General features: G+C 42.5%; 23 protein-coding genes. 2 read left to right on the forward strand and 21 right to left on the reverse strand.

Features of this window, described 5'->3' with window-relative positions:
• Positions 1 to 3 precede the first annotated feature (3 nt).
• Positions 4 to 567 (reverse strand): GTP cyclohydrolase I FolE, encoded by a 564-nt coding sequence (gene folE / locus GPW69_RS06675; protein WP_074391860.1) that lies wholly within the window; start codon positions 565 to 567, stop codon positions 4 to 6.
• Positions 568 to 733: 166 nt separating this feature from the next.
• Between folE and GPW69_RS06680 the strand changes: the two genes are divergently transcribed.
• Entirely contained in the window at positions 734 to 1,216 is a 483-nt protein-coding gene (locus GPW69_RS06680; RefSeq protein WP_074391859.1) for an NUDIX hydrolase, read from the forward strand.
• 43 nt (positions 1,217 to 1,259) lie between these two features.
• Here the strand turns inward: GPW69_RS06680 and GPW69_RS06685 are convergent, their stop codons facing one another.
• The gene (locus tag GPW69_RS06685; protein WP_024407416.1) at positions 1,260 to 1,937 is read right to left on the reverse strand and encodes a DUF4956 domain-containing protein; all 678 of its coding nucleotides are present in this window, start codon (positions 1,935 to 1,937) and stop codon (positions 1,260 to 1,262) included.
• Positions 1,924 to 2,667: a polyphosphate polymerase domain-containing protein gene (locus tag GPW69_RS06690; RefSeq protein WP_074391858.1), complete on the reverse strand. Its 744-nt coding sequence runs from the start codon at positions 2,665 to 2,667 to the stop codon at positions 1,924 to 1,926. Before GPW69_RS06690 ends, GPW69_RS06685 begins: the two co-directional genes overlap by 14 nt.
• 192 nt (positions 2,668 to 2,859) lie before the next feature.
• On the opposite strand from GPW69_RS06690, the gene GPW69_RS06695 reads away from it, so the two are divergent.
• Complete coding sequence (locus GPW69_RS06695; RefSeq protein ID WP_074391857.1) at positions 2,860 to 3,162, forward strand: hypothetical protein; 303 nt, start codon at positions 2,860 to 2,862, stop codon at positions 3,160 to 3,162.
• 212 nt (positions 3,163 to 3,374) lie between these two features.
• On the opposite strand, the gene GPW69_RS06700 is transcribed toward GPW69_RS06695, so the two are convergent.
• The 18 genes from GPW69_RS06700 to GPW69_RS06785 form a co-directional block, all read right to left on the reverse strand.
• Positions 3,375 to 3,605: a DUF2087 domain-containing protein gene (locus tag GPW69_RS06700; protein WP_074391856.1), complete on the reverse strand. Its 231-nt coding sequence runs from the start codon at positions 3,603 to 3,605 to the stop codon at positions 3,375 to 3,377.
• A gap of 54 nt (positions 3,606 to 3,659) precedes the next feature.
• Positions 3,660 to 6,059 carry a phenylalanine--tRNA ligase subunit beta gene (gene pheT / locus GPW69_RS06705; protein WP_074391855.1) on the reverse strand — a complete coding sequence of 800 codons (2,400 nt, stop codon included), beginning with the start codon at positions 6,057 to 6,059 and terminating at the stop codon, positions 3,660 to 3,662.
• A 488-nt stretch (positions 6,060 to 6,547) separates the two neighbouring features.
• Positions 6,548 to 7,591 carry a phenylalanine--tRNA ligase subunit alpha gene (gene pheS, locus GPW69_RS06710; RefSeq protein WP_024400731.1) on the reverse strand — a complete coding sequence of 348 codons (1,044 nt, stop codon included), beginning with the start codon at positions 7,589 to 7,591 and terminating at the stop codon, positions 6,548 to 6,550.
• 410 nt (positions 7,592 to 8,001) lie between these two features.
• Positions 8,002 to 9,726: a glycoside hydrolase family 3 protein gene (locus GPW69_RS06715; protein WP_074391854.1), complete on the reverse strand. Its 1,725-nt coding sequence runs from the start codon at positions 9,724 to 9,726 to the stop codon at positions 8,002 to 8,004.
• A 10-nt stretch (positions 9,727 to 9,736) separates the two neighbouring features.
• The gene (locus GPW69_RS06720) at positions 9,737 to 11,527 is read right to left on the reverse strand and encodes a glycoside hydrolase family 3 protein (RefSeq protein WP_074391853.1); all 1,791 of its coding nucleotides are present in this window, start codon (positions 11,525 to 11,527) and stop codon (positions 9,737 to 9,739) included.
• Between the two features lie 49 nt (positions 11,528 to 11,576).
• Positions 11,577 to 12,377: an HAD family hydrolase gene (locus GPW69_RS06725; protein WP_074391852.1), complete on the reverse strand. Its 801-nt coding sequence runs from the start codon at positions 12,375 to 12,377 to the stop codon at positions 11,577 to 11,579.
• Positions 12,377 to 13,216 (reverse strand): SDR family oxidoreductase, encoded by an 840-nt coding sequence (locus tag GPW69_RS06730; protein WP_074391851.1) that lies wholly within the window; start codon positions 13,214 to 13,216, stop codon positions 12,377 to 12,379. Before GPW69_RS06730 ends, GPW69_RS06725 begins: the two co-directional genes overlap by 1 nt.
• Before the next feature lies 1 nt (position 13,217).
• Positions 13,218 to 14,318, reverse strand: a complete 1,101-nt coding sequence (locus GPW69_RS06735; protein WP_029188531.1) for a mannonate dehydratase — start codon at positions 14,316 to 14,318, stop codon at positions 13,218 to 13,220.
• Between the two features lie 13 nt (positions 14,319 to 14,331).
• On the reverse strand, positions 14,332 to 15,732 hold the full coding sequence (gene uxaC / locus GPW69_RS06740) for a glucuronate isomerase (protein ID WP_074391850.1): 1,401 nt from the start codon (positions 15,730 to 15,732) through the stop codon (positions 14,332 to 14,334).
• Position 15,733: 1 nt separating this feature from the next.
• The gene (locus GPW69_RS06745) at positions 15,734 to 16,354 is read right to left on the reverse strand and encodes a bifunctional 4-hydroxy-2-oxoglutarate aldolase/2-dehydro-3-deoxy-phosphogluconate aldolase (protein WP_023369915.1); all 621 of its coding nucleotides are present in this window, start codon (positions 16,352 to 16,354) and stop codon (positions 15,734 to 15,736) included.
• Positions 16,355 to 16,477: 123 nt separating this feature from the next.
• The gene (locus tag GPW69_RS06750; protein ID WP_002938037.1) at positions 16,478 to 17,194 is read right to left on the reverse strand and encodes a FadR/GntR family transcriptional regulator; all 717 of its coding nucleotides are present in this window, start codon (positions 17,192 to 17,194) and stop codon (positions 16,478 to 16,480) included.
• Positions 17,195 to 17,239: 45 nt separating this feature from the next.
• On the reverse strand, positions 17,240 to 19,039 hold the full coding sequence (gene uidA, locus GPW69_RS06755; RefSeq protein ID WP_074391849.1) for a beta-glucuronidase: 1,800 nt from the start codon (positions 19,037 to 19,039) through the stop codon (positions 17,240 to 17,242).
• Between the two features lie 15 nt (positions 19,040 to 19,054).
• Positions 19,055 to 20,083 carry a sugar kinase gene (locus GPW69_RS06760; protein WP_074391848.1) on the reverse strand — a complete coding sequence of 343 codons (1,029 nt, stop codon included), beginning with the start codon at positions 20,081 to 20,083 and terminating at the stop codon, positions 19,055 to 19,057.
• A 55-nt stretch (positions 20,084 to 20,138) separates the two neighbouring features.
• On the reverse strand, positions 20,139 to 21,692 hold the full coding sequence (locus tag GPW69_RS06765; RefSeq protein ID WP_024394643.1) for an MFS transporter: 1,554 nt from the start codon (positions 21,690 to 21,692) through the stop codon (positions 20,139 to 20,141).
• A 186-nt stretch (positions 21,693 to 21,878) separates the two neighbouring features.
• Positions 21,879 to 22,718, reverse strand: coding sequence for a DNA/RNA non-specific endonuclease (locus GPW69_RS06770; RefSeq protein ID WP_029171223.1), 840 nt, complete (start codon positions 22,716 to 22,718; stop codon positions 21,879 to 21,881).
• A gap of 29 nt (positions 22,719 to 22,747) precedes the next feature.
• Positions 22,748 to 22,939, reverse strand: coding sequence for a DNA-directed RNA polymerase subunit beta (locus tag GPW69_RS06775; protein WP_012775177.1), 192 nt, complete (start codon positions 22,937 to 22,939; stop codon positions 22,748 to 22,750).
• Positions 22,932 to 24,215, reverse strand: coding sequence for a UDP-N-acetylglucosamine 1-carboxyvinyltransferase (gene murA / locus GPW69_RS06780; protein WP_074391847.1), 1,284 nt, complete (start codon positions 24,213 to 24,215; stop codon positions 22,932 to 22,934). The genes GPW69_RS06775 and murA overlap by 8 nt, the downstream gene beginning before the upstream one ends.
• A gap of 23 nt (positions 24,216 to 24,238) precedes the next feature.
• A complete protein-coding gene (locus tag GPW69_RS06785; RefSeq protein WP_012775178.1) occupies positions 24,239 to 24,463 on the reverse strand; it encodes a DUF1146 family protein in 225 nt (74 codons plus the stop codon).
• Between the last annotated feature and the right edge of the window lies 1 nt (position 24,464).

Here is a 24,464-nt window from a genome sequence, read left to right on the forward strand (position 1 = left end):
CTCCTATTTATTGTGAATCATGGACAAGAGTTCACGGCGCAAGATGGCATCTTCCTTGTATTTGCCAAGGGCAACTGTGGTCACTGTCTTACTACCTGGCTTGCGAATACCACGCATACTCATGCACATATGCTCTGCTTCGACCATGACAAAAACGCCTTCTGGTTCAAGGGCATCTTGAAGTGCATGAGCCACTTGATGAGTTAAGCGCTCCTGCAATTGAGGACGACGGCTCGCCACCTCTACTGCACGCGCCAATTTACTAAGACCTGTCACACGCCCCTTACTCGGAATATAGGCTACATGTGCAATACCATAAAATGGGACAAGATGGTGTTCACACATAGAATGAAAAGGAATATCCTTAACCAAAACAACCTCTTCATATCCCTCTGAAAAGACAGCTGTAAATTGGTCTTTGGGATCCTCTTCTAGGCCGTTAAACATTTCTAAATACATCTTAGCGACCCGTTTAGGCGTATCTAATAAACCTTCACGATTCGGGTCCTCACCCAATAATTCCAATAATTGATAAATTGTTTGTTCGATTTGTTCTTGTTTTGACATAGTGCATCCTAAATAGTTTGATGTTCTTATTATACCTCAAAAACTGTTTTCAGAAAAGGGCTTTCAGTATTCTAATCCCAAAACTGTCCCCTACCAGAGCACCAAGCAGGTGTCCCTACTACCACCTTTGTGGTATAATAGGATAAATCAATTACAAGGAGCCTTTATGACCAAGAAACCCGTCCAACTCGCTACGATTTGCTACATTGATAATGGTAAGGAATTTCTTCTCCTTCATCGAAACAAGAAAGAAAACGATGTCCATCAAGGAAAATGGATTGGAGTTGGTGGTAAACTAGAACCTGGCGAAACACCACAGGCTTGTGCCATTCGAGAAGTCTTTGAGGAAACTGGGCTTACTGTAACAAAGCATGCTCTAAAAGGAGTGATAACCTTCCCAGACTTTACTCCAAACACAGACTGGTACACCTATGTCTTTAAGATAACTGGTTTTGAAGGAAGTTTGATTGATTGCAACGAAGGCGATTTAGAATGGGTTCCTTATGACCAAGTGCTCTCCAAACCAACTTGGGAAGGCGATCGCCATTTTCAAGAGTGGCTCTTGGAAAACCGTCCCTTCTTCTCTGCATGCTTTCGCTATGATGGGGATAAACTGCTGGATTACAGCGTTGATTTTTATGAGGAGTAATTCTATAAATAGAAAAAGCCTTGGTTTTCAAGGCTTACTTTCGTTATAAGAATTTTTTCTTAGGCATTTGCTTGTTCAATACGACATCCAGGGGACCAGCTGACAATACTGTATCTACCAAACGTTTATCTGTAATTTTTTTATCGAGGAGAACTTGATATTCTAAGATCAGCGCTTCTTTTTTCTTTTTGTACTTGAGGGAAATCAAGTCGGCTTGCTTGCAAGATTTACCAAATTGATTTTCAAAAAATTGATCATAGTCAAAATTCATTGGCACTGTCACCAAGAGATGACGACGATTTTGATTGACTTGAGCAAAGCTGATGTTCTCAAAAATCAAGATACAAGCAGATAGGATGACCGTCATAAAGACAGCCAAACCTAGGAAACCCATTCCTGTCGCTAGACCGATAGCCATCGCTAAGAGGACTGCAAGCATTTCCTTCGAAGAACCTGCTGCTGAGCGGAATTTAATTAGACTGAAAGTCCCTGCTACCGCAACACCCGCTCCCAAGTTACCATTAACTAATGCAATGATAACAGCAATCAAAGCTGGCATTAAACTTAGTGTGATGACAAATTCCTTTGTATAATTAGATTTATATTTATAAACAGCCGCTAAGAGTACCCCCATGGATAGACTAACTCCAAAAACCATGGACATCTGCGCTAAGGTAATATTGCTATTGGCCGTTGAAAAGATACTATTAAACAGCTGCATGTTGGCTTACTTCCTCTCCAGGGATGTTGTGGGCAAGCTTATAGGCATTGCCATATTTTGAAAATGATTGTTTTTCGATCTGGTATTTTTCAAGCAAGGCTACTAACCATTCTGGTCGCTCTTCTGGAACTTTTACTTCCATGATTACTTTGGTTGGGTCTAATAGGTTCTTACCAAATTTACCTTCCATTGCATCCACATCGTAGTCTCGATACAGTAAGTTCTTATCGATTGTGAGACGAACTTTTTTGTCTTCGATTCCTTTATAGGATACGCGATCGTAGTAGATATACATCTTCGGCTTAATAGTCCCGTAGCGTTCTCTCAACATTTCGAGTTCTGAGGTTACCTTATCATCCTTGATTGTAGAATCAATCACTCCATTTTCGATATAATTTGTTACAGAAACAGGGTTTGAAGTTAAACGGTATTTGTAACCAATTTTGTTTTCTTTTTTCTTGATTTCAAGAAAGGCTTGACTCGATTCAGATGGTGTCGCATCATAGACACGCATACGAATTTTCTCACGTCCATTCTTTTTGGCAAGTGAATCTTGAATCATATCAAAATCTTCATTATCAAAGTAGATATTGGTAATCGTTGATGTCGCAAATTCATCTGCCATCATGTACTGACGAAGTTCCTTTTCTAAAAGTTCAAAAGTTTTTTTATCAACGATATATTTAGTCTCTTTACGCTTAAACTGCTTTTGTACGATTCTTGTTTTCATTATTGTGCCTCTTCTATCCTAAATTTTGACAGGTCCCTGTCTTGTTTACAAGATATAGTTTACCGACCAAGCTTTAAATGAAACTGAAAATAAAATTAAACAAAACTTAAACTGCAATAAAGTTGAAATTCTTTTGTCACATTCTAATCTATGCTACAATAGTCCTATCAATAGTAAGGCAAGGAGAAACCCATGTACGAATTTGTCCTAGAATACGGCTCTTTCCCCGTAAAACTCATCGACAGTTTTGTCAACAATCGCTCAGAAATTCCTGATTTTCTCAAAGATGACGAAGAAATGATTGCCCGATTGAATGAGATTAACGAACTCTTCCACCAACTTTTCTTAACCATCGAATGCAAGTTTGACTACATCGGCAAGCAATTCCCTGACAAGATTGAACAACTACGAGCACTCTATCATCCCCTGGCAGACGATTTACTAGCCAAGTATAGCAACCAGATAGACTTGAAGATTGAACCTTTTATTTTGTAATACTCAATGAAAATCAAAAGTAGCCTAGGAAACGAAGGCGAAGATAGAACTCTGTTACTGTCTTGTTTCAAGGTAACAGGCTGAAAAGCTCCACCGGAGCTTTTCACTCATCAAGGCAAGTTGACAACGGATAATTTTGATTTTCGAAGAGTATAAGACAAAAGAGATGACCGCAATCATCTCTTTTCTTCTATTCTGTATTCCAAACCATACTAATCACGCGATAAGTAGCCATAATCCACCAAGTAGCGTCTCAATACAGCATAGTCATCATAAAACTCAGCTAGAAAGGCATTAACCTCTTTTTCAGTGAATGTTGAGCCCTTCTTAGCCAATTCCTCCTGTAAGTAAGCAAACAAGACCTGCTTACTTTTCAGCTTTTTCGGAATGACAAGTAACTTCCCTTCTCGGAAAAATTTTTCTTGAATGTCTTGAGTACTCATATCTCCCTCCCAAAAATCCTAGCCCGCAGACTAGGATTTGATAAGATCTACAAATTAACGAATTTCAGCACCAAGCTCCACCAAAGCCTTACTGATTTTCTCCATGTATTTCGCCACTTCCTCATCCGTCAGGCTGTCCGCAGGATTTTGGAAGGTCAGGTTGTAAGCCATAGACTTCTTACCAGCCTCGATATTGTTACCCGCATAGACATCAAAGAGCGTCACCTTGGTCAAGCGTTTCACGCCCGCACCAGCAATGGCATCCAAGACATCCTGATGCTTGACATCACTGCTCAAAAGCAGGGCAATATCACGGCTAACCACTGGGAATTTAGAGATTTCGGTAAATGGCTGAGCAGGCTGGAGAGCTTCTTCAATCGCATCCAGATTGATTTCAGCCACATAAGTCTCAGGAATACCGTAGTCCTTGGCCGTTTGAGGATGTACCTGACCGACAAAGCCGATCAAAGCCCCATTCAAATGGATTTCAGCTGTACGACCTGGGTGCAGAGCAGCAATCTCACTGGTCGCCACAAAGTCAACTGCCAACTTGTAATGAGCAAAGATAGCTTCCAAAATACCTTTAGCATGGAAGAAATCAACGGGTACAGCAGGTGTCTGGAAGTCTTTCTCAGCTACCAAACCTGTCAAAACAAGGGCAAATTTATTGATTTCTTGTGGCAGGTCCTCTTTTGGATTGCCAGACTGTTCAAAGATTTTACCGATTTCGTAGAGGGCCAAGTTCTTGTTCTTACGAGCCACGTTGTAAGCTACCGTTTCCAGCATACCAGATACCATGTTCTGACGAAGGGCAGAGCGGTCAATGGTCATCGGCCACATGAGTTCGGTGACTGTGGTTGGACGAGCCGCAAACTCCACAGCCTTTTCAGGTGTTGTCAAGGCATAGGAAATGATTTCTGTCAGACCTGCACCTTCTGCCAGGCTACGTACTTGGCGACGGATGTTCTGGGTCAGGGTCAACTCACCTGCTGTACCGTCCTCTTTCGGAAGAGTGGTCGGCAGATTATTATAGCCATAGATACGTGCGATTTCCTCTACCAAGTCTGCTGGGATGCGAATGTCCCAACGACGACGCGGTACTGCTACTGTAAACTGACTTGCATCGCCAGTTGTTTCCATACCTAAACGACGGAAAATGTCTGCGATTTGGGCATAGTCAAGATTGGTCCCGAGCGAGCGGTTGACATAATCAATGGTCGCTGTGACTGGGACATCAGAAGTGTCCACGCTACCCGCAGAAACGATGCCAGACAAGACCTGACCGCCAGCCAGTTCTGCAACCATAGCAGCTGCTGTGTCCATAGCCTCCTTCAAAGTTGCTACGTTGATGCCTTTTTCAAAGCGAGAAGAGGACTCAGAGCGAAGGTTGAGGCGACCTGAGGTCTTGCGGATAGACTTGCCGTCAAAGAGGGCAGCTTCCAGCACAACCGTCTTAGAGTTGTTGTCAATTTCTGTGTTGGCACCACCCATGACACCACCAAGGGCAACTGCCTTGTCCGCAACGGAAATGACGATGTCATCAGTAATCAAGTCACGCTCTTCGCCGTCAAGCGTTACCAAGTTCTCACCCTCTCTTGCCTGGCGAGCCACGATTTTCTTGCCGTCAAACTTGTCAAAGTCAAAGGCGTGCATTGGCTGACCGAAGTAGAGCAAGATGTAGTTGGTGATGTCCACCACGTTGTTGAGCGGGCGGATACCTGCGTTCATGAGCAGGTTTTGCAACCACTGTGGACTCGGTGCGATAGTCACATTTTCAATGACACGGGCTGTGTAGGCAGTCACCTTGTCTGATTCAATAGCCACTTCAATCACATCGCTGGCCTTCTTGTCGCTTTCCTCCAAGGTCACAGGCTTGAAGTTGACCTTGCTGTCATAGATAGCCGCCACTTCGTGAGCCACGCCACGCATAGAGAGGGCGTCGGCACGGTTCGGCGTGATAGACAGCTCGATAATCTCATCGTCGAGGTCAAGATATGAAAAGACTGGCTCACCCACGACTGCATCTTCAGGCAGGTGGTAGATTCCGTCCGCATAGACTTTTGGCACCACAGAGTCGGACACGCCGATTTCGCTCAATGAGCAGAGCATACCCAAGGACTCAACTCCGCGGATTTTGCCTTTCTTGATCTTGTAGTTGCCAGCGATACGAGCTCCTGGCAGAGCGACGATCACCTTGATTCCTGGCTTGACATTAGGAGCACCGCAAACGATTTGCGTGATTTCCTCACCAACATTGACCTGGCAGATGTTGAGGTGGGTATCTGGAATTGGCTCAGCAGACACAACCTGACCGACAACCAACTTAGACAGGCCAGCACTCTTTTGCTCAACCCCTTCTACCTCAATCCCTGTTGTTGACATTTTTTCAGACAAGTCATGGCTTGTCGCATCAAAGTCAACGAGTTCTTTTAACCATTTGTAACTTACTAACATAACTTTTCTTTCTTTATTTTTTTAGAAAACACTACTTTTTCAACTGTAAACCTAGTGAGAGGAGTAGGTAGACCGCTAGAGCAGCTACCGCTTCTCTCAATCTACTAACTTTATCGGATTACGACGCTCTAATGTTGAAAACGACATTTTTTCAACATTAGAACTAGTGAGGGGAGTAGGTAGACCGCTATAACAGCTACCGTTTCTCTCAAACAACAATTTACTAACTTTAGCAGATTACGACGCTCTAATGTTGAAAACGATATTTTTTCAACATTAGAGCTAGTGAGACGATTAGACAGTTCGCCAAAGCGACTGTCGTCTCATAAATAGGTGCTTCAGCACCATTTATGAGTATCGAATTACGACGGATTTCAAGCAAAACGATATTTTTTGCTTGAAATCCTAGTAAGGTAGCTAGGGAAGTCGCAGAATAGCGATTCCCGTCTACTTAAGAGCTGACTTTATCAGCCTTAAGTAGTGCTACGTTAAAATTGCTCCGAGAATCGTACATCGCCTTGATAGAATCCACGAATATCGTTGATACCGTAACGGAGCATGGCAATGCGTTCCTGACCGAGACCGAAGGCAAAGCCAGAGTACTTGGTTGAGTCAATGCCGCTCATTTCCAATACTTGTGGGTGGACCATGCCGGCACCGAGGATTTCAATCCAGCCTGTTTTCTTACATACGTTACAGCCGTCACCACCGCACTTGAAGCAGGAAACATCCACCTCAACAGAAGGCTCGGTGAATGGGAAGTATGATGGACGGAGGCGAATTTGACGCTCTTCACCAAACATTTTCTTGATGATCATTTCAAGCGTACCTTTGAGATCACCCATGGATACATTTTCACCGACAACCAAGCCTTCAATCTGGTGGAACTGGTGGCTGTGGGTCGCATCGTCCGTATCACGACGGAAAACACGGCCTGGCGAAATCATCTTCAAGGCACCTTTTGAGAAGTCATGCTGGTCCATGGTCCGTGCCTGAACAGGTGAGGTATGGGTCCGCATAAGGATTTCTTCGGTGATGTAGAAAGTGTCCTGCATATCACGTGCTGGGTGGTCTTTTGGCAAATTCATGCGCTCAAAGTTGTAGTAATCTTTTTCCACTTCAAATCCGTCAACGATTTGGAAGCCCATGCCCAAGAAAATATCTTCGATTTCTTCAGAAGTCTGAGTCAAGACATGGCGTTTTCCGACCTTAACCTGACGACCTGGCAAGGTCACATCAATGGTTTCTGAAGCTAATTGCTGTTGAATTTTTGCGGCTGCAACCTTCTGAGCGGTTTCTTCAAAGGCAGCAGTCAGCACATCACGGACTTCATTGACCTGCTTACCAACAATTGGTTTCATGTCGTTAGATAGGTCTTTCAAGCCTTTCAACAAGTCAGTCAAGGACCCTTTTTTACCCAAAACCGCAACACGCAGGTCTTGTAGTTCTTTTTCTCCTTGGTGCTGGATTTCTTTTAATTGTTCAAGTGTAGTTTGGCTTAATTCAGCCAACTGTTGTTCAATGTTTGACATAATTCCTCCAATAAAAAAACGCATGACACCACTCATATCGGAGCGTTGTCACGCGGTACCATCCGTTTTCATCTGCTAGGCAGACCTTAGTTCTAAGTCTTTGCGTGAGTGAATTCGACCAATTTTCACTGATTGAGCTTACAGTCACGGCTCAACTCCCTGGACAGTTTCCATAGGTGTACTAGTCTCACAGACTTCTATTCAATTAAGAATATTCTATCAAAAATAAGAAAGTTTGGCAAGAAATCTTCCTAGAAAACTCCCTCTATCTAGGATAGAAAGGAGTTTACATTTAGAACATGTACTTACAAGCGAAGCACTTTTAAATAAGAACTAGTTTTTCGCTCATAAAGATAGTATTTTGAAAAAACTAGCCTTAGATGAAAGTGCTAAACTGTTGATACAGGTTCTTATAGTTTTGCCTGCCATTTATTGGCCCAAACATTCTCATTTGGCACACCATAGAATGTATCTTTTCCTTCTAATTTATCAAGGAGGGATTCGATCGTGTTTTTATTATGATGGTAGGCATTGATAGCAGTTTTGACCATGGTAACATCGTGAAGGTGAGTTGTATAGTTTAGCGAAACGAAAATGGTTGGAACTTCATGTACATACCAAGGAACTTCATTGGACATGGCTGTTTTCCACTGGATACGATAGTTATTCTGCGCTCCGTATCCAATGACATTGGCAACAGTCAAGGCTAGATCAACTTCTTCTCGGTATTGCAGCGTTTTTCCTTTGATTCGAGTTGTGCCATCATTGACAGTCACTTCATAACAACGCGCCTCTAGGGCAGCTTTAAGGTTATCAACCACTTCTGTACTTGCCGCAATAATCCCTTCTTTTTCGCCTTCTAGGTAATACAAACGGATTCTGCGATGGGTTTCTGGACTGATTGGAAGATTTTTCTGTGTATCTTTCAACAAGGTAATCGCCTTATCTGCTGCTTCACGTTGCCAAGCCAAGTGTTCTTCACAGCCGATAATAGCCAATTCATCAGCTGATTTTAGTAAGTTTCCTTCTGCTTGCTTGATATACAGATTGAGTTTGGCTTTCAGACCTAAAATGCGACGGAGAGCATCATGAAGGCGTTCTTCAGTAATCACTCCCTTGCGGTAGCCATTGAGCATAAATCCAAAATCTTCTTCTAAGTTATTGAAGAATAAGAACATATCGCAACCCGCAGCAATGGCTGCTGGGACATAATCTTCACGACGCATCGCTGCTGTCATCCCCAACATGTGGCTGGCATCTGTTATGACCAAGCCATTGAATTCCAGTTTTTCTTTCAATAAATCTTGAATCAATTCAGGAGCCAGTGTTGCAGGCAAAATGTCTTCATCCTTCAAAGTTGGATTGAGTCGTTGTTGGTAATATGGCAAGGCTATATGACCCGCCATAATCATCTCAACACCAGCTTCAATATGATGACGATAGACACGACCAAAACTCTTGTCCCATTCTTCTGGAGAGAGCTCATTGACACCGAGGACTAGGTGCTGATCACGTTCTTCTGTACCATCTCCTGGGAAATGCTTGATGCATTGAATAACATCTCTTTCAGCAGTCAATCCTTCTAAATAGGCACTGGTATAGGCAATAACATCATCAGAATTTGTACCGTAGGCTCTGGTATTGACGATAGTATTGCGCCAGTTCTGAACAATGTCCACGCAAGGGTCAAAATTGACATTTACACCTAATGCAGTCTCCTCGCGCGCAGATACGAGACCTGCTAGGTAGGGGATACGAGGATCCCGACTGGCTTCAGATTGAGCACCTGAGGAAATATAGGTTCCTCCTTTCACAGCTCCATCTCCACCTGAGTCGCAGTTCGCTGCAACCAAGAGAGGTACTTTTGAATAGCTTTGCAACTCGTTAATCAGTCCTTGTACCTGTTCTGGACTACCATTCATATAGCGGGCGCCACCTATGTGGTATCGATTCATCAATTCCTGATTACTCAGATTATTTCCGCTAAAAGCGTCTCCTCCGAAGAAGAATAGATTGACAAACAATTGACCGATTTTTTCTTCATCAGTCAGATGAGCCAAGGTAGTTTCCACCCAAGCAATCTGCTCTTCATTCAAACAATAGGGTTTCTTCCGTAAATCAACCAATCTAGGCATTACTTCCTCCTTATTTTCCTCGCCAAATACGTGTATCTACCAAACCACAGTAGGCATCTACAGGCGATACTCCTGTAAAGGCTGACTCTCCTGCTAATTTAGTAACCAAGGCTTCTAAAGTGACAGGCAAGCCATCGTAGGCATTGATATAGGTTGCAACCTGTGGCATATCTGCAAGTGCAAATGGGTGCTGAACAGAGACAACAATGGTTGGAATTTCGTGAACATAGAAAGGCTGGTCTGGTGTTCCCTTGGCAGCTGGCCAAATAATCCGCTGAGTTGTCCCGCCTGAGTTGACATCGACTAAATTGATAATCAAATCATAGTGTTCTGTAATTTCGGCAATAGGACGCTTGGAAGCATAGACATTTGCAATAGCTGCTGGTCTTTCTTCTTCTGGCAATTTGGCAATCCGTGCTTCTGTATTTTCCCAGATAGATACTTGGTGACCTCGAGCTTCTAATAGTTCTTTCAGCGTATCGGCTGCTCTCTTCTTGCCAGCATTGATCATGGCGCCAAAACCACCCTTATAGCCATCTACTTCTACCAACAAAATCCGTTTGTAGCGTTCTGGATTGACAGGGAAAATTCCTTCTTGCTTGGCTTTTACCAAGGTAATCGCCTTGTCAGCTACTTCTTTTGCAAGCTGTTTCGCCTCATCTCTACCAATCAAATCCAGCGCTTCTTCTTTTGGCACCATGATTTCCTGACGGCGACCTTCAAACTGGTGAAGACCGAGTTTAGCTTTCAAGCCCAAGGTACGACGAAGGGCATCATGGAGGCGTTCCTCAGAAAGCAGACCATTTTCCAATCCTTCTTTCATCCATTGCAAATCTTCTTCTGGATCATTGAAGAAAAGGAAAAGATCACATCCTGCCTCAATAGCTGTAGGCAATAGCTCACGACGCGGCATAGAGGCTGTCATACCGATCATGTGACTGGCATCCGTGACGATGGCTCCATTGTAACCTAATTCCCCACGAAGCAATTCATCCAAGAGGATTTTATTCAGCGAAGCTGGCAACATGTCATCCAATTCACGTTCTGGATGCATTTCTTTCTCAACATTTGGCAAATGAATATGTCCCGCCATAATACCTGGAAGACCTGCGTCAGCCATCTCACCGTAAATCCGTCCAAATGTTTCCATCCACTCAGACTTGGTCATAGGATTCGAAGCAAAAGAGAGATGATGGTCACGTTCATCAATACCATCGCCTGGAAAATGCTTAGCAAACGGCACAATGCCTTGCTCCATAATGCCACGCATGTATTCTTTAGATAATTCAATGACTTGGTCTACATTAGCTCCCCAAGTTCGGTTTGCAATGATTGGATTGCGCCAATTACGACTTAGGTCCATAATCGGTGCAAAGGAGGCATTGCAACCTACCGCAGCTGCTTCAAGACCTGCAACTTTCCCCATTTCATAAGCATAGCGGGGATCGGCTGTCGCAGCAATCTTGATTTCATCCCCAATTTTCGTTCCATCCGTAACAGCACCATTCCCACCAGATTCGGTATTGGCTGCAATCAAGAGAGGAATCTTAGACTTGGTCTGCAAAATATAGTTTTGCTCCCAAATATCTGCAGCAGGTCCAGGATTGTAACGAACAGCAGCAATCTTATAATCATTTAATACTCCAGTCAGATATTCTTCCGTCCGCTGGCTCCCCATGTTGACAAAGAGATGACCGATTTTTTCATCCAAGGTCATCTGAGCAATGGTTTCTTCAATCCAAGAAATAGCCTCTTCATCAAGGCTGTAAGGTTTCTTCCGTAAATCTACTAAATGTGTCATGTTTGGCCTCCAAAAAAGCTAGAGGGCATAGCGCCTCTAGCCCTTCTCTCTAGTCGTCTAAATTATTCCAAAATGCCTGTGTCAATTCTGTTTCTTTCTCATCTGTGAATGCTTGATGAGCAAATTCATCTGCAATCGTTTCTGTCAAATCTGTCCAAGATTGCATCTCTCGTCCTACTAAAATAGGATAGAAATGGACACCGTTCAATTCCGCTGCCTTCAAATCACCAGGCGAGTCACCAATCATCATAATCTTATCAGGACAATACCCTTCCTCTATTAACAGTTTGATGACATCTTCTTTCTTACCACGGTCTTGACAGTACAATTCTGTAACACAGTCCATCAAACCTTGGTCTGTCCACTCTTCTTCTACTGCTTCCTTATTAGCAGAAGAAACCACGTAGACTTTTCCTAACTGGCTCAATTTTTCCAAGCCCTTGTGAACGCCGATGAAGGCTAAAACAGGACCGCTATAATGCTTAATGGCTTGATTGACCTGATTGGACCATTTTAAAGCGAGTTCCAAATCTTTAGACGGCTGCTCCTCTATCAATCTTTCCAGAGAAGCATTTGACAAAGAATCTGTGGTCGCGACCCAATTTTTCAAGTTGTCTATACCCGTCACACCTGCAAATTCTAGGCCTTTAACTAAGCCTACAAAGCGGTTAATGCCACGTTCTCGAGAGTAGAGATTGACTCGATTCCATTCAGCTAAAAACGGTTCTTTATCTTTGACATCAAAAACATCTGCAGCCAAGGGACCGAAAAAGAGTTTATGTTTGTAGGTCATGGTATCCATGGCGCAGCCATCAGAGTCCACACAAAATACGTATTCCATCTTCATCATCAGACTCCTGAATAGGCTGAGAAGCCACCGTCAATCGGTAAAACAACACCGTTGACAAAACTTGCCAAATTCTCATCCGCCAAGAAGAAGACTCCTCCCACCAACTCTTCGGCTTCACCAAACCGTCCCATCGGTGTATTGGTCAAAATCTTGTTAGCACGTGCGGTCGGTTGACCTGACTCATCAAATAGCAAACCACGGTTTTGGTTGGTTACCAAAAATCCTGGAGCAATCGCATTACAGCGGATGCCAACTTTTGAAAAATGGACTGCTAACCATTGGGTAAAATTACTAATAGCAGCCTTGGCACCTGAATAGGCTGGAATTTTTGTCAAAGGAGTAAAGGCATTCATGCTGGAAATATTGATAATATTTGCTCCCGAGCGACCGATCATATCCTGTGCAAAGACCTGTGTTGGCAATAAGGTTCCTAGATAATTCAGATTGAAAACAAAGTTAATCCCTGCCTCATCCAAGTCGAAGAAAGTTTTGGTACCAGCCGGCAACCCAATTTCATGGAACTCATTGTCCGTTGTCGCTTTGGGATTATTGCCTCCTGCACCATTGATTAATATATCTACAGGACCAAAATCTGCTAGGACTTGCTGGCGAACTTCTTCCAAATTTTCCTTAGAAAGAACGTTAGATTTATAGGCTTTTGCAACGCCTCCTGCTGCTGCAATCTCATCAACGAAGACCTGAGCCGCAGCCTCATTCAAGTCCAAAAGCGCAACCTTTGCACCTGCCTTAGCAAATTCTTTTGCCAAATAGCCACAAAGAACGCCTCCTGCGCCTGTAATAACAACAACCTTATCCTTAAACTCAATAACACGTGACATATTAGCTCTCCTTATTTCCAACTGTTTTGACTGTAATTCCAAAATCTGGTGTTTTGCCTGCTGCTCGCATATTGGCTTCATAGAGACCGTTAAAGTAGGTTGCCCCAAGGGCTCGGTCATACAAACCATAACCAGGTGTCTTGGTCTGGTCTCCCCAGATACGACGACCGTGGTCTGGACGCAAGGCACCCGTCCAGTCATAGTCTACCAATAATTTAACAACAGCGTTCATGTCAATGTCACCAGCCTGTGACAGATGTGCTGTTTCTTGGAAGCCCCAAGCACCTGCTGTCACATTGCGCGTATGCATAAAATTGATGCGATTGCGTTTGAGAGCATATTCTGTCATGGCAAGGACATCATTTTTCGGATCAGAAGCATAGGATCCGACACACATGGTAATTCCATTGTGCTCGGAATCGTAGAGATTCAAAAATCGTTCAACGGCTTCTTGACCAGTGATGATGCGCGGTAAACCAAAGATTCCGTAGGGAGGATCATCAGGGTGAATGGCCATTTTGACACCAGCCTCCTCAGCCGTTGGCATAATCGCCTTGATGAAATACTCCAAATTCGCCCATAAATCTTCTTCGGAAATATTCTGACGATAATTTTCGATAATAGCCTTCATTTCTTCCTTGGAATAGGATGAATCCCAACCTGGTAAGTTCAAATCATCCGCCACAGGATCAACACCTGCCAAATCAGATTTAAGGAAAGCTAAAGAAGTTGAACCATCTGGAAGTGGATGGTGCAAGTCTGAACGGGTCCAGTCAAACACAGGCATGAAATTGTAGCATACAACTGGAATACCTGCAGCTCCGACATTACGGATGGACGTTTTATAGTTTTCGATTAACGCATCACGATTTGGCTTCCCTTGTTTGATGTCTTCATGAACAGGAATGGATTCAATAACAGTAATTTCAAGTCCTGCCTCTTCTACCATTTTTTTCAGCTCTAGAATATTTTCAAGGGGCCAAGCTTGACCAACTGGCACATCATAGACAGCAGTTACAATCCCCTGCATACCAGGAATCGCCTTAATCTCTTCAAGTGTCACAGGATCCTTTTTCCCATACCATCGAAATGACATTTTCATGATTTACTCTCCTTTATTGTTCAAAAAATTCTTTGGCATTGTAATAGGATATGGCTTCTACAAACCGCCCTAAACGATTGTAATCTTCAGGCACTTCTTCATCAACAATCCATTGGCCGACATAAGTCGCTAAAATACGTCTGAAATAATCATGTCGTTGATAAGACAAAAAGCTACGCGAATCTGTCAACATCCCAACAAAATTAGCAAGCATGCCCTGTTCTGCATAGGCATTCATCTGGTCAATCATACCCAACTTTGTGTCATTGAACCACCAACCAGCACCAAATTGTAGCTGGCTACGAAGCCCTTCCTCATTGGACTGGAAATTCGCCAAAGTATTGGCTAGAGCAATGTTGTAACTTGGATTGAGATTGTACCAAATCATTTTTGGAAGGGCATTTTCCTTGACCAAGTTATCTAACAAACGATTCAAATTCACAGTCAGATATGTCTGGTCTCCAATCGAATCCACACCTACATCTGCTCCAAGTTTTTCAAACAGTCCGGTATGGTTGTTCCGTAGGGCACCAAAGTGAACTTGGGTCACAAAACCATGTTTCTTGTACAATCGACATAATTCTCTAAAGATGGCAGTCTGCCATTTATTGATACTGGATTGGCCAGCCTCTTTACCTGCAAGTCTTGCTAGTAAAATATCATCAAGCTCTTCAAGGCTTGCTTCTTCGTATGAAATAGCCGTAAAGCTAATGTCACTTGCTCGGCAACCGTGTTGAGCAAAATAGGAAACGCGCTGACCAAGTGCCTCTACAAAACGTGCAAAGTCTCTTACCGCTACCCCTGTTACTTCCTCCAAGCGTTTAATAAATGGATTGAAATTTCGATGTTCTATAAAGGCTTCATCTGGGCGAAAAGTTGGTGCCACTACAGTATCTATAGTTGAGTCCTCAGCCAAGCGCTTATGCCATTCCAAGCTATCTAGTGGATGGTCAGTTGTCCCAATAAAGGTCACCCTAGCATCCGCAATCAGCTTCCGTGGACTCATTTGATGTTCTTGTAAATAAGCATTGAGCTGATGATAGAGTCGCTCTGCATTTTCTTTGGTCAACAATTCCTCAACACCAAAAACTCGTCGCAATTCTAAATGACTCCAATGATAGAGAGGATTTCCGAAAGCCCGTTCCAAGGTTCTTGCCCAGGCCTTAAACTTATCTAGTTTACTTGCTGAACCTGTGATTTCTTCTTCTGAGATACCATTAGCCCGCATCAAGCGCCACTTATAATGGTCACCCCCCAGCCACAGATCAACAATATCTTCATAAACCTTATCTTCAAAAATTTCCTTAGGATCCAAGTGGCAATGGAAATCATAGATAGGAAGCTCTGCTATTTTCCCATAAAGCTCCTTAGCAGGCTCATTTTTTAGCATAAAGTTTTTATCATTAAAACTCATTTCATCCCTCCAAAGCTGCAACAAAACTGCGAGCAATCGTCGTTACACTTTCATAGCCTTCAGCCTGCACTCGACTTGCCAGAGCCGAACCGACTCCAACAGCACAAGCACCTGCCTTTTTCCAATCTGCAACATTTTCAACCGATACACCACCAGAAGGCATCAAATCCACTTGGGGTACAGGGCCGTGAATATCCTTGATAAATCCAGGTCCCAACACACCACCAGGGAAAAGCTTGATAATAGGACAACCCGCCTGACTAGCTGTAACAATCTCTGTTGCAGTTGCACAGCCTGGGAAGTAGAATACCTCAGCCTCTTGCGCCAAGTCTTGAATTTCTTTATCAAAATGAGGACTAACCAAAAAACTAGCACCTGCATCAATGGCCGCTTGTGCCAGCTTAAGATTCATTACTGTTCCCGCCCCGATGACTACGGAAGAATCGTCTGAGAACTCCTCTTGTAATTCTTTGATAACTGTCGCTGCATTTGGAGTCGAAAATGTAATTTCAATATTTCGAATACCTCCCAAAATCGCATGACGAGCGATTTCTTTCGCATCTTCTTCATCTTTTCCGCGAATCACTGCGAAAAAGTAATTTTCTTTTAATTGCTTTAACATCTTGACCTCCAATTAGAAAGCGTTGTCATTTATAGTTATAGTATACAATTCATCAGATGATTTGTCAATAAAAAAAGCAAAAAATACCCAGAAGAATTCTTCTGGGCAATTTATTTTGTATTTCTATTTATGATCATTGAGACCATGCAAGGTCATATCTTTATCGAACCATTCGCTTAAAACAACCTGTCTTACTGATATAATATGTGCTAACATGCTATCATATGCTGCAACAGGGTGGCGTTGCTTGATAGCCATTAAGATGTTCCTGTGGGCCTGTAAACTATCCGATTTCATCTGACGATTTGAGTAATTTTCATTGATCAGATGAATAGATTGATTAATGACTGGCATCAGACTTGTCATAGCCAGATTCCCACTCATCTCAGCCAGCATACAGTGGAATTTCACATCCAACTCCAGATGCTTCGTGTCTCCAGCAGCAACGGCCTCTTCAATAGCAAGGACAATTTCTTCTAGTCGAGCAATGTCTTCGTCCGAGGCAAACTGAGCGACACGCTCCGCAATTCTCGGTTCAAGCAAATACCGCACTTCAAACAAATCTGTCGTCAACTTTACACGGTCTCTTACCAAAGAAAAACCTAGGGGATCCTCTGATACTCCTTTTTTAGAGCTGATATAGGTTCCCGACCCTTGGCGCACCTCCAGAATATTTCGAGTAGCCAAACTTCGAACAGCTTCACGAACAGTCGAACGTCCAACTTCTAAATCTTGGGCCAATTCATACTCATTTGGAAGCTTGTCACCAACTTCATATCCTCTTTCCAAAATCAATTCCAATAAGCGTTCCGATGCTTTTTCTACCAAGGGTTTCGCCATGTGCTTGGTCCTCCAATACAACTTTCTATTTGCTACTATTATAGCTCATTTCCTCTTATAATGGTAGTTTGGAATGGCAGTCCAACGTTTCTTTATTTCTCTAACAATTTGCTTCGGTTGACGATTCCGTGAGAATAACCCCTTATGATTTCCTTGAATCCGAATGAGACCAACCGTGGTTTCAAAATCAGCAAAATTCCAGACCTGCTCACCAACTAAATTAGGAATTGAATCAAATACTCGATGGTTCATATCATAGTAATCCACTTGAAATTCCTCTGTATAAGGAATATCCCACATCGAATGCAACCCTGGAAGGGTATCTGCACCATATTCCGTCATCAAAATCGGCTTGTCAGGATAAAGTTTTTGCCAGATCTCTAATTCTTGACGGAGCCCTTTCTCTGCCGCCTTCAAGTCACCATGAGCAACATACCAACCATAGTAACGATTGAGACAGATAACATCGACCAAATCCATAACCTCATCCTTATCAGGCGTTGCTTTAATAATATTGACTAAGGTCACAGGACGCTTAGAAGGATCCCTGTCCCTCATGCGCTGAATCAAAGGTTCAAAGTAAGCACGTGCTCCCTTTTCATGCCCTGCCGGTTCATTGGCAACAACCCACATCACTACAGAAGGATGATTCTTATCACGCGCTATCAATTCATCAATCACCAGCTCATGAGCCTCCTTGGTTTGCATAACTTCCCAAGTATTTTTTACTTCTTCAGAGTCACCTGTCAAATTCAAGGCTGCATTGAAAAGCTGGAACAGTCCAACTGCTGGCACTTCATCAAGGACGACGATTCCCAAACGATCTGCCAGCCGCATCATTTCCTCAGAATAGGGATAATGGGATGTCCTAAAAGAATTTGCTCCAATATCCTTCAGTAAATTCAAATCCATCAGATTGGCTGCTTCATTGAAACCACGACCATTAATAAAGGTATCTTCGTGTTTACCAAATCCCTTGAAATAGAAAGGTTTTCCATTGATGAAAAACTGCCCATTTTCAACCGCAACACTACGAATGCCGAATTGTTCTGAGTAGGTATCTAGCAAGTTTTCTCCGTCAAATAATTCAACTTTAGCAGTATAGAGATAGGCATCCAAGACCTCCCAAAGGCGTGGATGTTCACTGACCATTTGTCCGTTTTCAAGAAGACCTACTTCCTGTCCCTCTTGATCTAAAATAGACACACGGATGGAATCGTACTGCCCAACTATCTTCACATCAACATTCACTACCGCCTGAGTCAAATCTTGATTTAGCTCCGTCCGAATAACAATATCCTCAATTCTATTTTTGGGACGTTTATAGAGATGGACTGTCCGCTGGATACCAGCATAGTTGAAAAAGTCAAAATTCTCCTTGACGGTCTTCACAATTTGACCATTCCCATCCACTTCTTCGCTATAATTCCCTACTGGAAGGGTTGTGTAATTCAACTCATTATTGGCACAGACTGTCAAACGGAATTGGTCAGCGTTGTATAAGTTTGATGGAATCAAGCATTCAAAAGGTGTGAAACCACCCTTATGCTCTCCGATTAGCTGGCCATCTGCATAGACTTTGGCCTGATGCGTCACCGAACCAAAACGCACAACCAACTCCTCATCAGCTGATACGACAGGGAGAGCCACCATGAGTTCATACCAATTATCTCCGACAAAACGGCGCTTTGCTTTATCGACAACAACATCATTAAAGGAACTCGGTACAACCATTACTTCATCTGTATCTAACAGACTATGAACATCATTGTTCCCTTGCTTAAAAGCCCATATTCCATTTAAAGAATAAACTGAGCGTGTTTTTGTTTGTATAGGATACAACATACTTTTTCCTTCTTTCTATCGTTTTATTTCACGTGACCCTTTTTTCAATAGCAAATCAATATCTGATTGACTGATGACATTAATGTCCCCTTCAATGGTATGTTTGAATTGAAAACTAGCCATCCCCAAGTCGACTATTTCCTGTGGCGTTTTTTCCTGCAAATAACCCAAAATAATTCCTGCTGTAAAGGCATCCCCTGTCCCAACTCGGTCCAAAACTTGAATGGATTCTTTTTCCGTTTCATAAAGAATACCATCTTGATACAAGTATGCCTTCAGCAAATATTCATTATTGTAGGTCATTTCCCTCTGGGTAAAAGCAAGACTTTGCAAAGAATAAGTCTCCGCCAAACCCTTAACCACCGCCAACAAAACTTCTTTATTTTCATAAGGGCGCTTCAACCCCAATTCATCCTTCACATCTTTACCAGATTCATTGAAGAGTTGAATAGGCTCTAGACCAAAGCAAATATCTGCTAAACCTACAAAAGGAGATAATTTCTCCCTCGCTTCTTCAAAAGAAGACCACAAACTTTCTCGATAATTCAAGTCAAAGGAAACCTTAACACCCTGCCCCTTTGCCATTTCCATCAAACGAAAGGCCAGTCGGTAAATATCTGGATTCAAAGCGACCGTTATACCACTCACATGAAACCAATCGATACCGTCAAACATACCTTCCAAATCATAGTCTTCTTCCTTGGATAAGCTGAAAGCAGAATAATCACGGTCGTAGGTCACCTGACTAGGTCTAAGAGAGAAACCCTTTTGATAATAATAAAGACCCAGCCTTCCCTCTTTTCGAATCACATATTTCTGTCCAATCTGCCTTGCAAAAAGAAAGTGTTCTGCCATTTTCCCCACTTCATTCTTAGGCAGTGCCGTCACCAACTCGACTGAGTGACCAAGCTGAGCCAAGCTGGCTAAAACATTCAACTCCGAACCACCAAACTGACAATCCAAACTCGTAGCCTGTGTTAAGGTCTGATAATGAGGAGGAGATAGCCGCAATAAAACTTCTCCAAATGCTAAGATTTTTTTCATACCGCCTCCTAGATGAAAGACCCAGCTGGTATCCTCCAACTAGGTCGTTAATGTATTATTTATCGTCGTATTGATCAACCTTATATTGAGTTACATCAACATAATCCATATCAGATAATGGAACATTTTTCGCAATCGCACGTACACGTTCTTCGTCTTTTGCCGCTTTCATAACATGGATTTTTTCTTGAATACGAGCCATTTCTTCACGGTCTAGTTTGTAGAATTTCATCAAGAACAAGGATACGCTCAATACCGCTGCTGGAATCACTGTCAACAGGACAATCAGTGCCATTCTCAAATCTGTTGAAAATGCTGTTTCAACAGTTGGGTACTCTTTACCAAAACCGATACCTGCTAATACAAATCCAACAACCATTGGAGCAAATGAAGAAGCAATTGAGTCTGTCAATGAGAAGATAGTCCCAATCATACCTGACAAGTAACGACCAGATACTGAAGTTTCATAGTCTGTAATATCCGCACCCATGGTCAATACCAAACCAGATGGAGCACTAGATGCGTAGCGAGCAATGATATAAACAACAAAGAAACCGATTGTGTAGAGATTCCAATTTGTCAAATCCAACATACCTGGTTTAGCTGAAAAGAGCATTGCTGCCAAGGTTACAAGGCCAGCAATCCCAAGTTGAAGCGCTGTAATATAGGCAAAACGTAAACCTTTACGACGAGCCAATTGCGCAGCACCAACTGTTACAAGAATACCTGGCAAAATCAAAAGCATAGACATTTTTCCAGAAAGAGCATAGTCACCGAAGATAATACCATACAGCATCACCCCGATAACGGAATCTCCAAACAGTTGAGCAACAAATTTTACAAAGGCTGCAGAGATTGAAAGAACCTGCAAAGGTTTGTTTCCTTTGATAACTTTCCAGTAGTCTTTCAACTTCGTTTCTTGTGTCTTCTCACCAAGACCAAAGTATTTCTTATTGTCTTTTTCCCAAATACCGATAATAGCAAGAATACCCAGAACAGCTGAAATTACTACTACACCGAGGAACAATTCTTGGAAGAAACTTGGAGTGAAACCACCATGTTTCGGAACCAATGTCCCTGATACAACAACCTGACTACCAGTCATCAACACAGTTGTGGCAATACCATCAACAATATTAAAGATTGGACGTTGCTTTGGATCATTGGTAAGCGCAACTTGTCCTGCTTTTGTAATGGTCTGTTGCAATGAATAACCAATTTTATGGATAATCAAAACAAGGATGAATAGAGGAAGACGGAGACTCTCACTAACTCCACTTAAACCTAACATCATAAAAAGAGAAGCTGCTGTAATGATATTCCCCAAAACCAAGATAGGACGATATTTACCAAACTTAGTATCCGTTTTATCAATGATAACTCCGATTGTAGGATCAATGAAACCATCAAAGATACGAATATAGCCCATGAGTTGACTAACAAACAGGGCTGCAAGACCAAGCACACCTGTCGATAAATAAGTCACAAAAGTAAAGGCAACCAAGTAAATATTCGTCGATGAATTGTTCATCGCAAATAATATGATTTGCCATAACTTGGCTTTGTTATAAGTAACGTCTTCGACACGTTGCTCAACATGTTTTTCCATTGGAAATTCCTCCTAAATGTTTTCTACGACAAAGTCGTAAGCGTTTTCTTTAACTATATTCTAATATTCATCAGATGATTTGTCAACTGTTTTTGTAAATATTTTTAATTATACGCAAAAAAAGACGATTTTACGTGAAAATCGTCTGATATATTTGATTTGGCAAGAGAGAATTCGTCTGACTATTTATTCATTCACCGTAATTTCCCCACTATGATAGTTGATACTGAGACCACTCTGCACATTTGGAACGAACACATTGAACTCTAGGCTACCATCTGCTGCTTTTGCCTCTAGATGACTTCCGACTGGAACAAGGTCTTCACTCTCAGCATACACCAAGGTCACACGATAGCGGACACGCTTATTTTTATCCAAGGCCCGCCGAATCTGACTTTCAAAATAATTCTGCCCAGTTGAAGTTTGGTCGTTAGCTTGGTTGGACCAAGCTGTTTGAACTGCAATATTCTTAGGATTGCTGGTTGAAGCATCGAAACCAGACAATCCACCAATCAAAGCATAACCTAGGAGGTGACCACGGTCCACTGCATGGTCATATTCTCCAGTTAAATCATGGACCTGGTGCCAACCCGCAGGTGTCCAAGAAGTCCGACCGTTTCCTGTTTCTTCACGGTCCTTATACTGACGTGTAGATTTGGCTAAAAGCGCATTGGCTACTGTTGGAACCGTTTCTCCCTGGACTGTTTTTGTCTTATTATCACCATAAGGAACACTGGCAACCGAGGCATCTAAATCCGTTTGATTTCCGTTAATAATAAATGCTCCAGCACCATTCCATTCAATCGAATTCCCCAGTTGCTTTTTTACATCTTCTGTCAATACCGAACTAGCCAGTTCCTGACTAGGTGTGCCTTCACTTGCCTTAGACTGATTGACATAATAGGAATAATCCGCAACATTACTGCTCTTGTTATCGCTTAAAAGATAGCCACCCGCTACTACAACAATCGTAGCCAATAAGCTGAGCAGACTCATTGCTTGTTTTTTTACATTTTTCTTCGTCATTTTCTCTCCATCAAAAAAGCAGGTCCAGCCTACTTTCCTGTAAATTTACCGATTAGTTCTTGCCACTTAGCTGGTGACAACACCGCAAATACATTGTCTCCATCTCCTATGACACCGTAACCAACCATTAATCCTAAAATAAACACCAAAATAGCAATCAACAAAACAACTGCTACTAAGATTAAATTTTTACCAACATAGCTAAGATTATCCTTATCCATTTTCATCTTCTCCACTCACACGTTCAATCGTTGCACCTAAAGCAGCTAATTTTTCATGGAAACGATAATATCCTCGGTCTAAGTGCGTTAATTTACCTACAATCGTCTCACCTTCAGCAACCAAACCAGCCAGAATCAAGGCGGCACTTGCTCGTAAATCAGTAGACATAACCTGAGCACCTTGCAGAGCTTGTCCTCCCGTGATGATAGCTGTATCTCGTAAAATTTCCGAATGCAAATCCATCCGACGCATTTCTTCCAAATGCTGGAAACGATTCTCAAATACCGTTTCAATCATGGTAGATTCACCCTTTGCAACTGCCATTAGAGCTGTAAATTGAGCCTGCATATCCGTTGGGAAGCCTGGGTGTGGCAAGGTTTTTACTGTTACAGGTTTAAGCTTATCCACTTGCGAACGAACTCGAATCCCTTCATCTTCTTCCGTCACCTCAACTCCCATCTCCAACATCTTAGAAATGAGTGGACGGTTGTGCTCCCAGACCGCATCTTTCACCAAGACATCGCCACCAGTCATTGCTGCTGCCACCATAAAGGTACCCGCTTCGATACGATCTTGCACCACTTGGTGTTCTGCGCCAGTCAATTCTTCTACACCAGTAACCGTAATCGTCTCTGTGCCTGCCCCCTTAACTTTAGCCCCCATTTTATTTAGGAAAATAGCCAAGTCAACAATTTCAGGTTCGCGCGCTGCATTTTCCAATACCGTTGTGCCCTGCGCCAGAGTTGCAGCCATCATCAAATTTTGCGTTGCCCCAACACTTGGGAAATCAAGATAGATATGAGCTCCCTGCAAGTTCTCTGCACTCGCTTCAATATAACCAGCTCGCTGTTTAATTTTAGCCCCCATAGCTTGCAAACCTTTTAAGTGCAAATCTATTGGACGACTACCAATTGTACAACCTCCTGGCATAGAAACCTTAGCATAACCATTGCGTGCCAAAATCGGACCAAGAATAACAATAGAGGCGCGCATTTGACTCACATACTTATAAGGAGTTTCACTACCAAGTTTACCTGTTGCGTCAATATCGATAGTCTTTGTTTCCTCGTCAAATTTCACACGAACTCCCAGACCACGTACAACATTATTCATTGTATAGACATCAGACAAAATAGGAACCTGAGTCAATTTGGTTTGCCCTTGACTTGCTAGAACTGTTGCTGCCAATAAAGGCAGAACGGCATTCTTCGCCCCCTCAATCTCAACCTGTCCTTTCAAACCGTTTTTACTACCTGTAACAATAATTGTATCCATTTCTTATCCTTTTCTTACTTAAATCACATATTTGCAAAAGAGCGTCCCATCATCAACAATTCTAAAAAGAAAGTCGAGACCAAGTACCCCAGTGCTATTGCCAGAAAGAGAATCAGCAAATTGATTTTACGCTGATTGTCCCCCGTCACCTTCAACCACCGTGACCAATCAACTGTTGTAACCAAGAGATGATGAGCCAGATAGATAAACAATATATGACTAAAAAACTGTAAAATTGAAATTACCATG

The organism is Streptococcus suis, from assembly GCF_902702775.1.
Classification (GTDB): Bacteria; Bacillota; Bacilli; order Lactobacillales; family Streptococcaceae; genus Streptococcus; species Streptococcus hashimotonensis.

Coding starts and splice junctions, on each gene's coding strand:
- folE (WP_074391860.1), bottom strand. CDS start 567: ATGTCAAAACAAGAACAAATCGAACAAACAATTTATCAATTATTGGAA.
- GPW69_RS06680 (WP_074391859.1), top strand. CDS start 734: ATGACCAAGAAACCCGTCCAACTCGCTACGATTTGCTACATTGATAAT.
- GPW69_RS06685 (WP_024407416.1), bottom strand. CDS start 1,937: ATGCAGCTGTTTAATAGTATCTTTTCAACGGCCAATAGCAATATTACC.
- GPW69_RS06690 (WP_074391858.1), bottom strand. CDS start 2,667: ATGAAAACAAGAATCGTACAAAAGCAGTTTAAGCGTAAAGAGACTAAA.
- GPW69_RS06695 (WP_074391857.1), top strand. CDS start 2,860: ATGTACGAATTTGTCCTAGAATACGGCTCTTTCCCCGTAAAACTCATC.
- GPW69_RS06700 (WP_074391856.1), bottom strand. CDS start 3,605: ATGAGTACTCAAGACATTCAAGAAAAATTTTTCCGAGAAGGGAAGTTA.
- pheT (WP_074391855.1), bottom strand. CDS start 6,059: ATGTTAGTAAGTTACAAATGGTTAAAAGAACTCGTTGACTTTGATGCG.
- pheS (WP_024400731.1), bottom strand. CDS start 7,591: ATGTCAAACATTGAACAACAGTTGGCTGAATTAAGCCAAACTACACTT.
- GPW69_RS06715 (WP_074391854.1), bottom strand. CDS start 9,726: ATGCCTAGATTGGTTGATTTACGGAAGAAACCCTATTGTTTGAATGAA.
- GPW69_RS06720 (WP_074391853.1), bottom strand. CDS start 11,527: ATGACACATTTAGTAGATTTACGGAAGAAACCTTACAGCCTTGATGAA.
- GPW69_RS06725 (WP_074391852.1), bottom strand. CDS start 12,377: ATGATGAAGATGGAATACGTATTTTGTGTGGACTCTGATGGCTGCGCC.
- GPW69_RS06730 (WP_074391851.1), bottom strand. CDS start 13,216: ATGTCACGTGTTATTGAGTTTAAGGATAAGGTTGTTGTTATTACAGGC.
- GPW69_RS06735 (WP_029188531.1), bottom strand. CDS start 14,318: ATGAAAATGTCATTTCGATGGTATGGGAAAAAGGATCCTGTGACACTT.
- uxaC (WP_074391850.1), bottom strand. CDS start 15,732: ATGAGTTTTAATGATAAAAACTTTATGCTAAAAAATGAGCCTGCTAAG.
- GPW69_RS06745 (WP_023369915.1), bottom strand. CDS start 16,354: ATGTTAAAGCAATTAAAAGAAAATTACTTTTTCGCAGTGATTCGCGGA.
- GPW69_RS06750 (WP_002938037.1), bottom strand. CDS start 17,194: ATGGCGAAACCCTTGGTAGAAAAAGCATCGGAACGCTTATTGGAATTG.
- uidA (WP_074391849.1), bottom strand. CDS start 19,039: ATGTTGTATCCTATACAAACAAAAACACGCTCAGTTTATTCTTTAAAT.
- GPW69_RS06760 (WP_074391848.1), bottom strand. CDS start 20,083: ATGAAAAAAATCTTAGCATTTGGAGAAGTTTTATTGCGGCTATCTCCT.
- GPW69_RS06765 (WP_024394643.1), bottom strand. CDS start 21,692: ATGGAAAAACATGTTGAGCAACGTGTCGAAGACGTTACTTATAACAAA.
- GPW69_RS06770 (WP_029171223.1), bottom strand. CDS start 22,718: ATGACGAAGAAAAATGTAAAAAAACAAGCAATGAGTCTGCTCAGCTTA.
- GPW69_RS06775 (WP_012775177.1), bottom strand. CDS start 22,939: ATGGATAAGGATAATCTTAGCTATGTTGGTAAAAATTTAATCTTAGTA.
- murA (WP_074391847.1), bottom strand. CDS start 24,215: ATGGATACAATTATTGTTACAGGTAGTAAAAACGGTTTGAAAGGACAG.
- GPW69_RS06785 (WP_012775178.1), bottom strand. CDS start 24,463: ATGGTAATTTCAATTTTACAGTTTTTTAGTCATATATTGTTTATCTAT.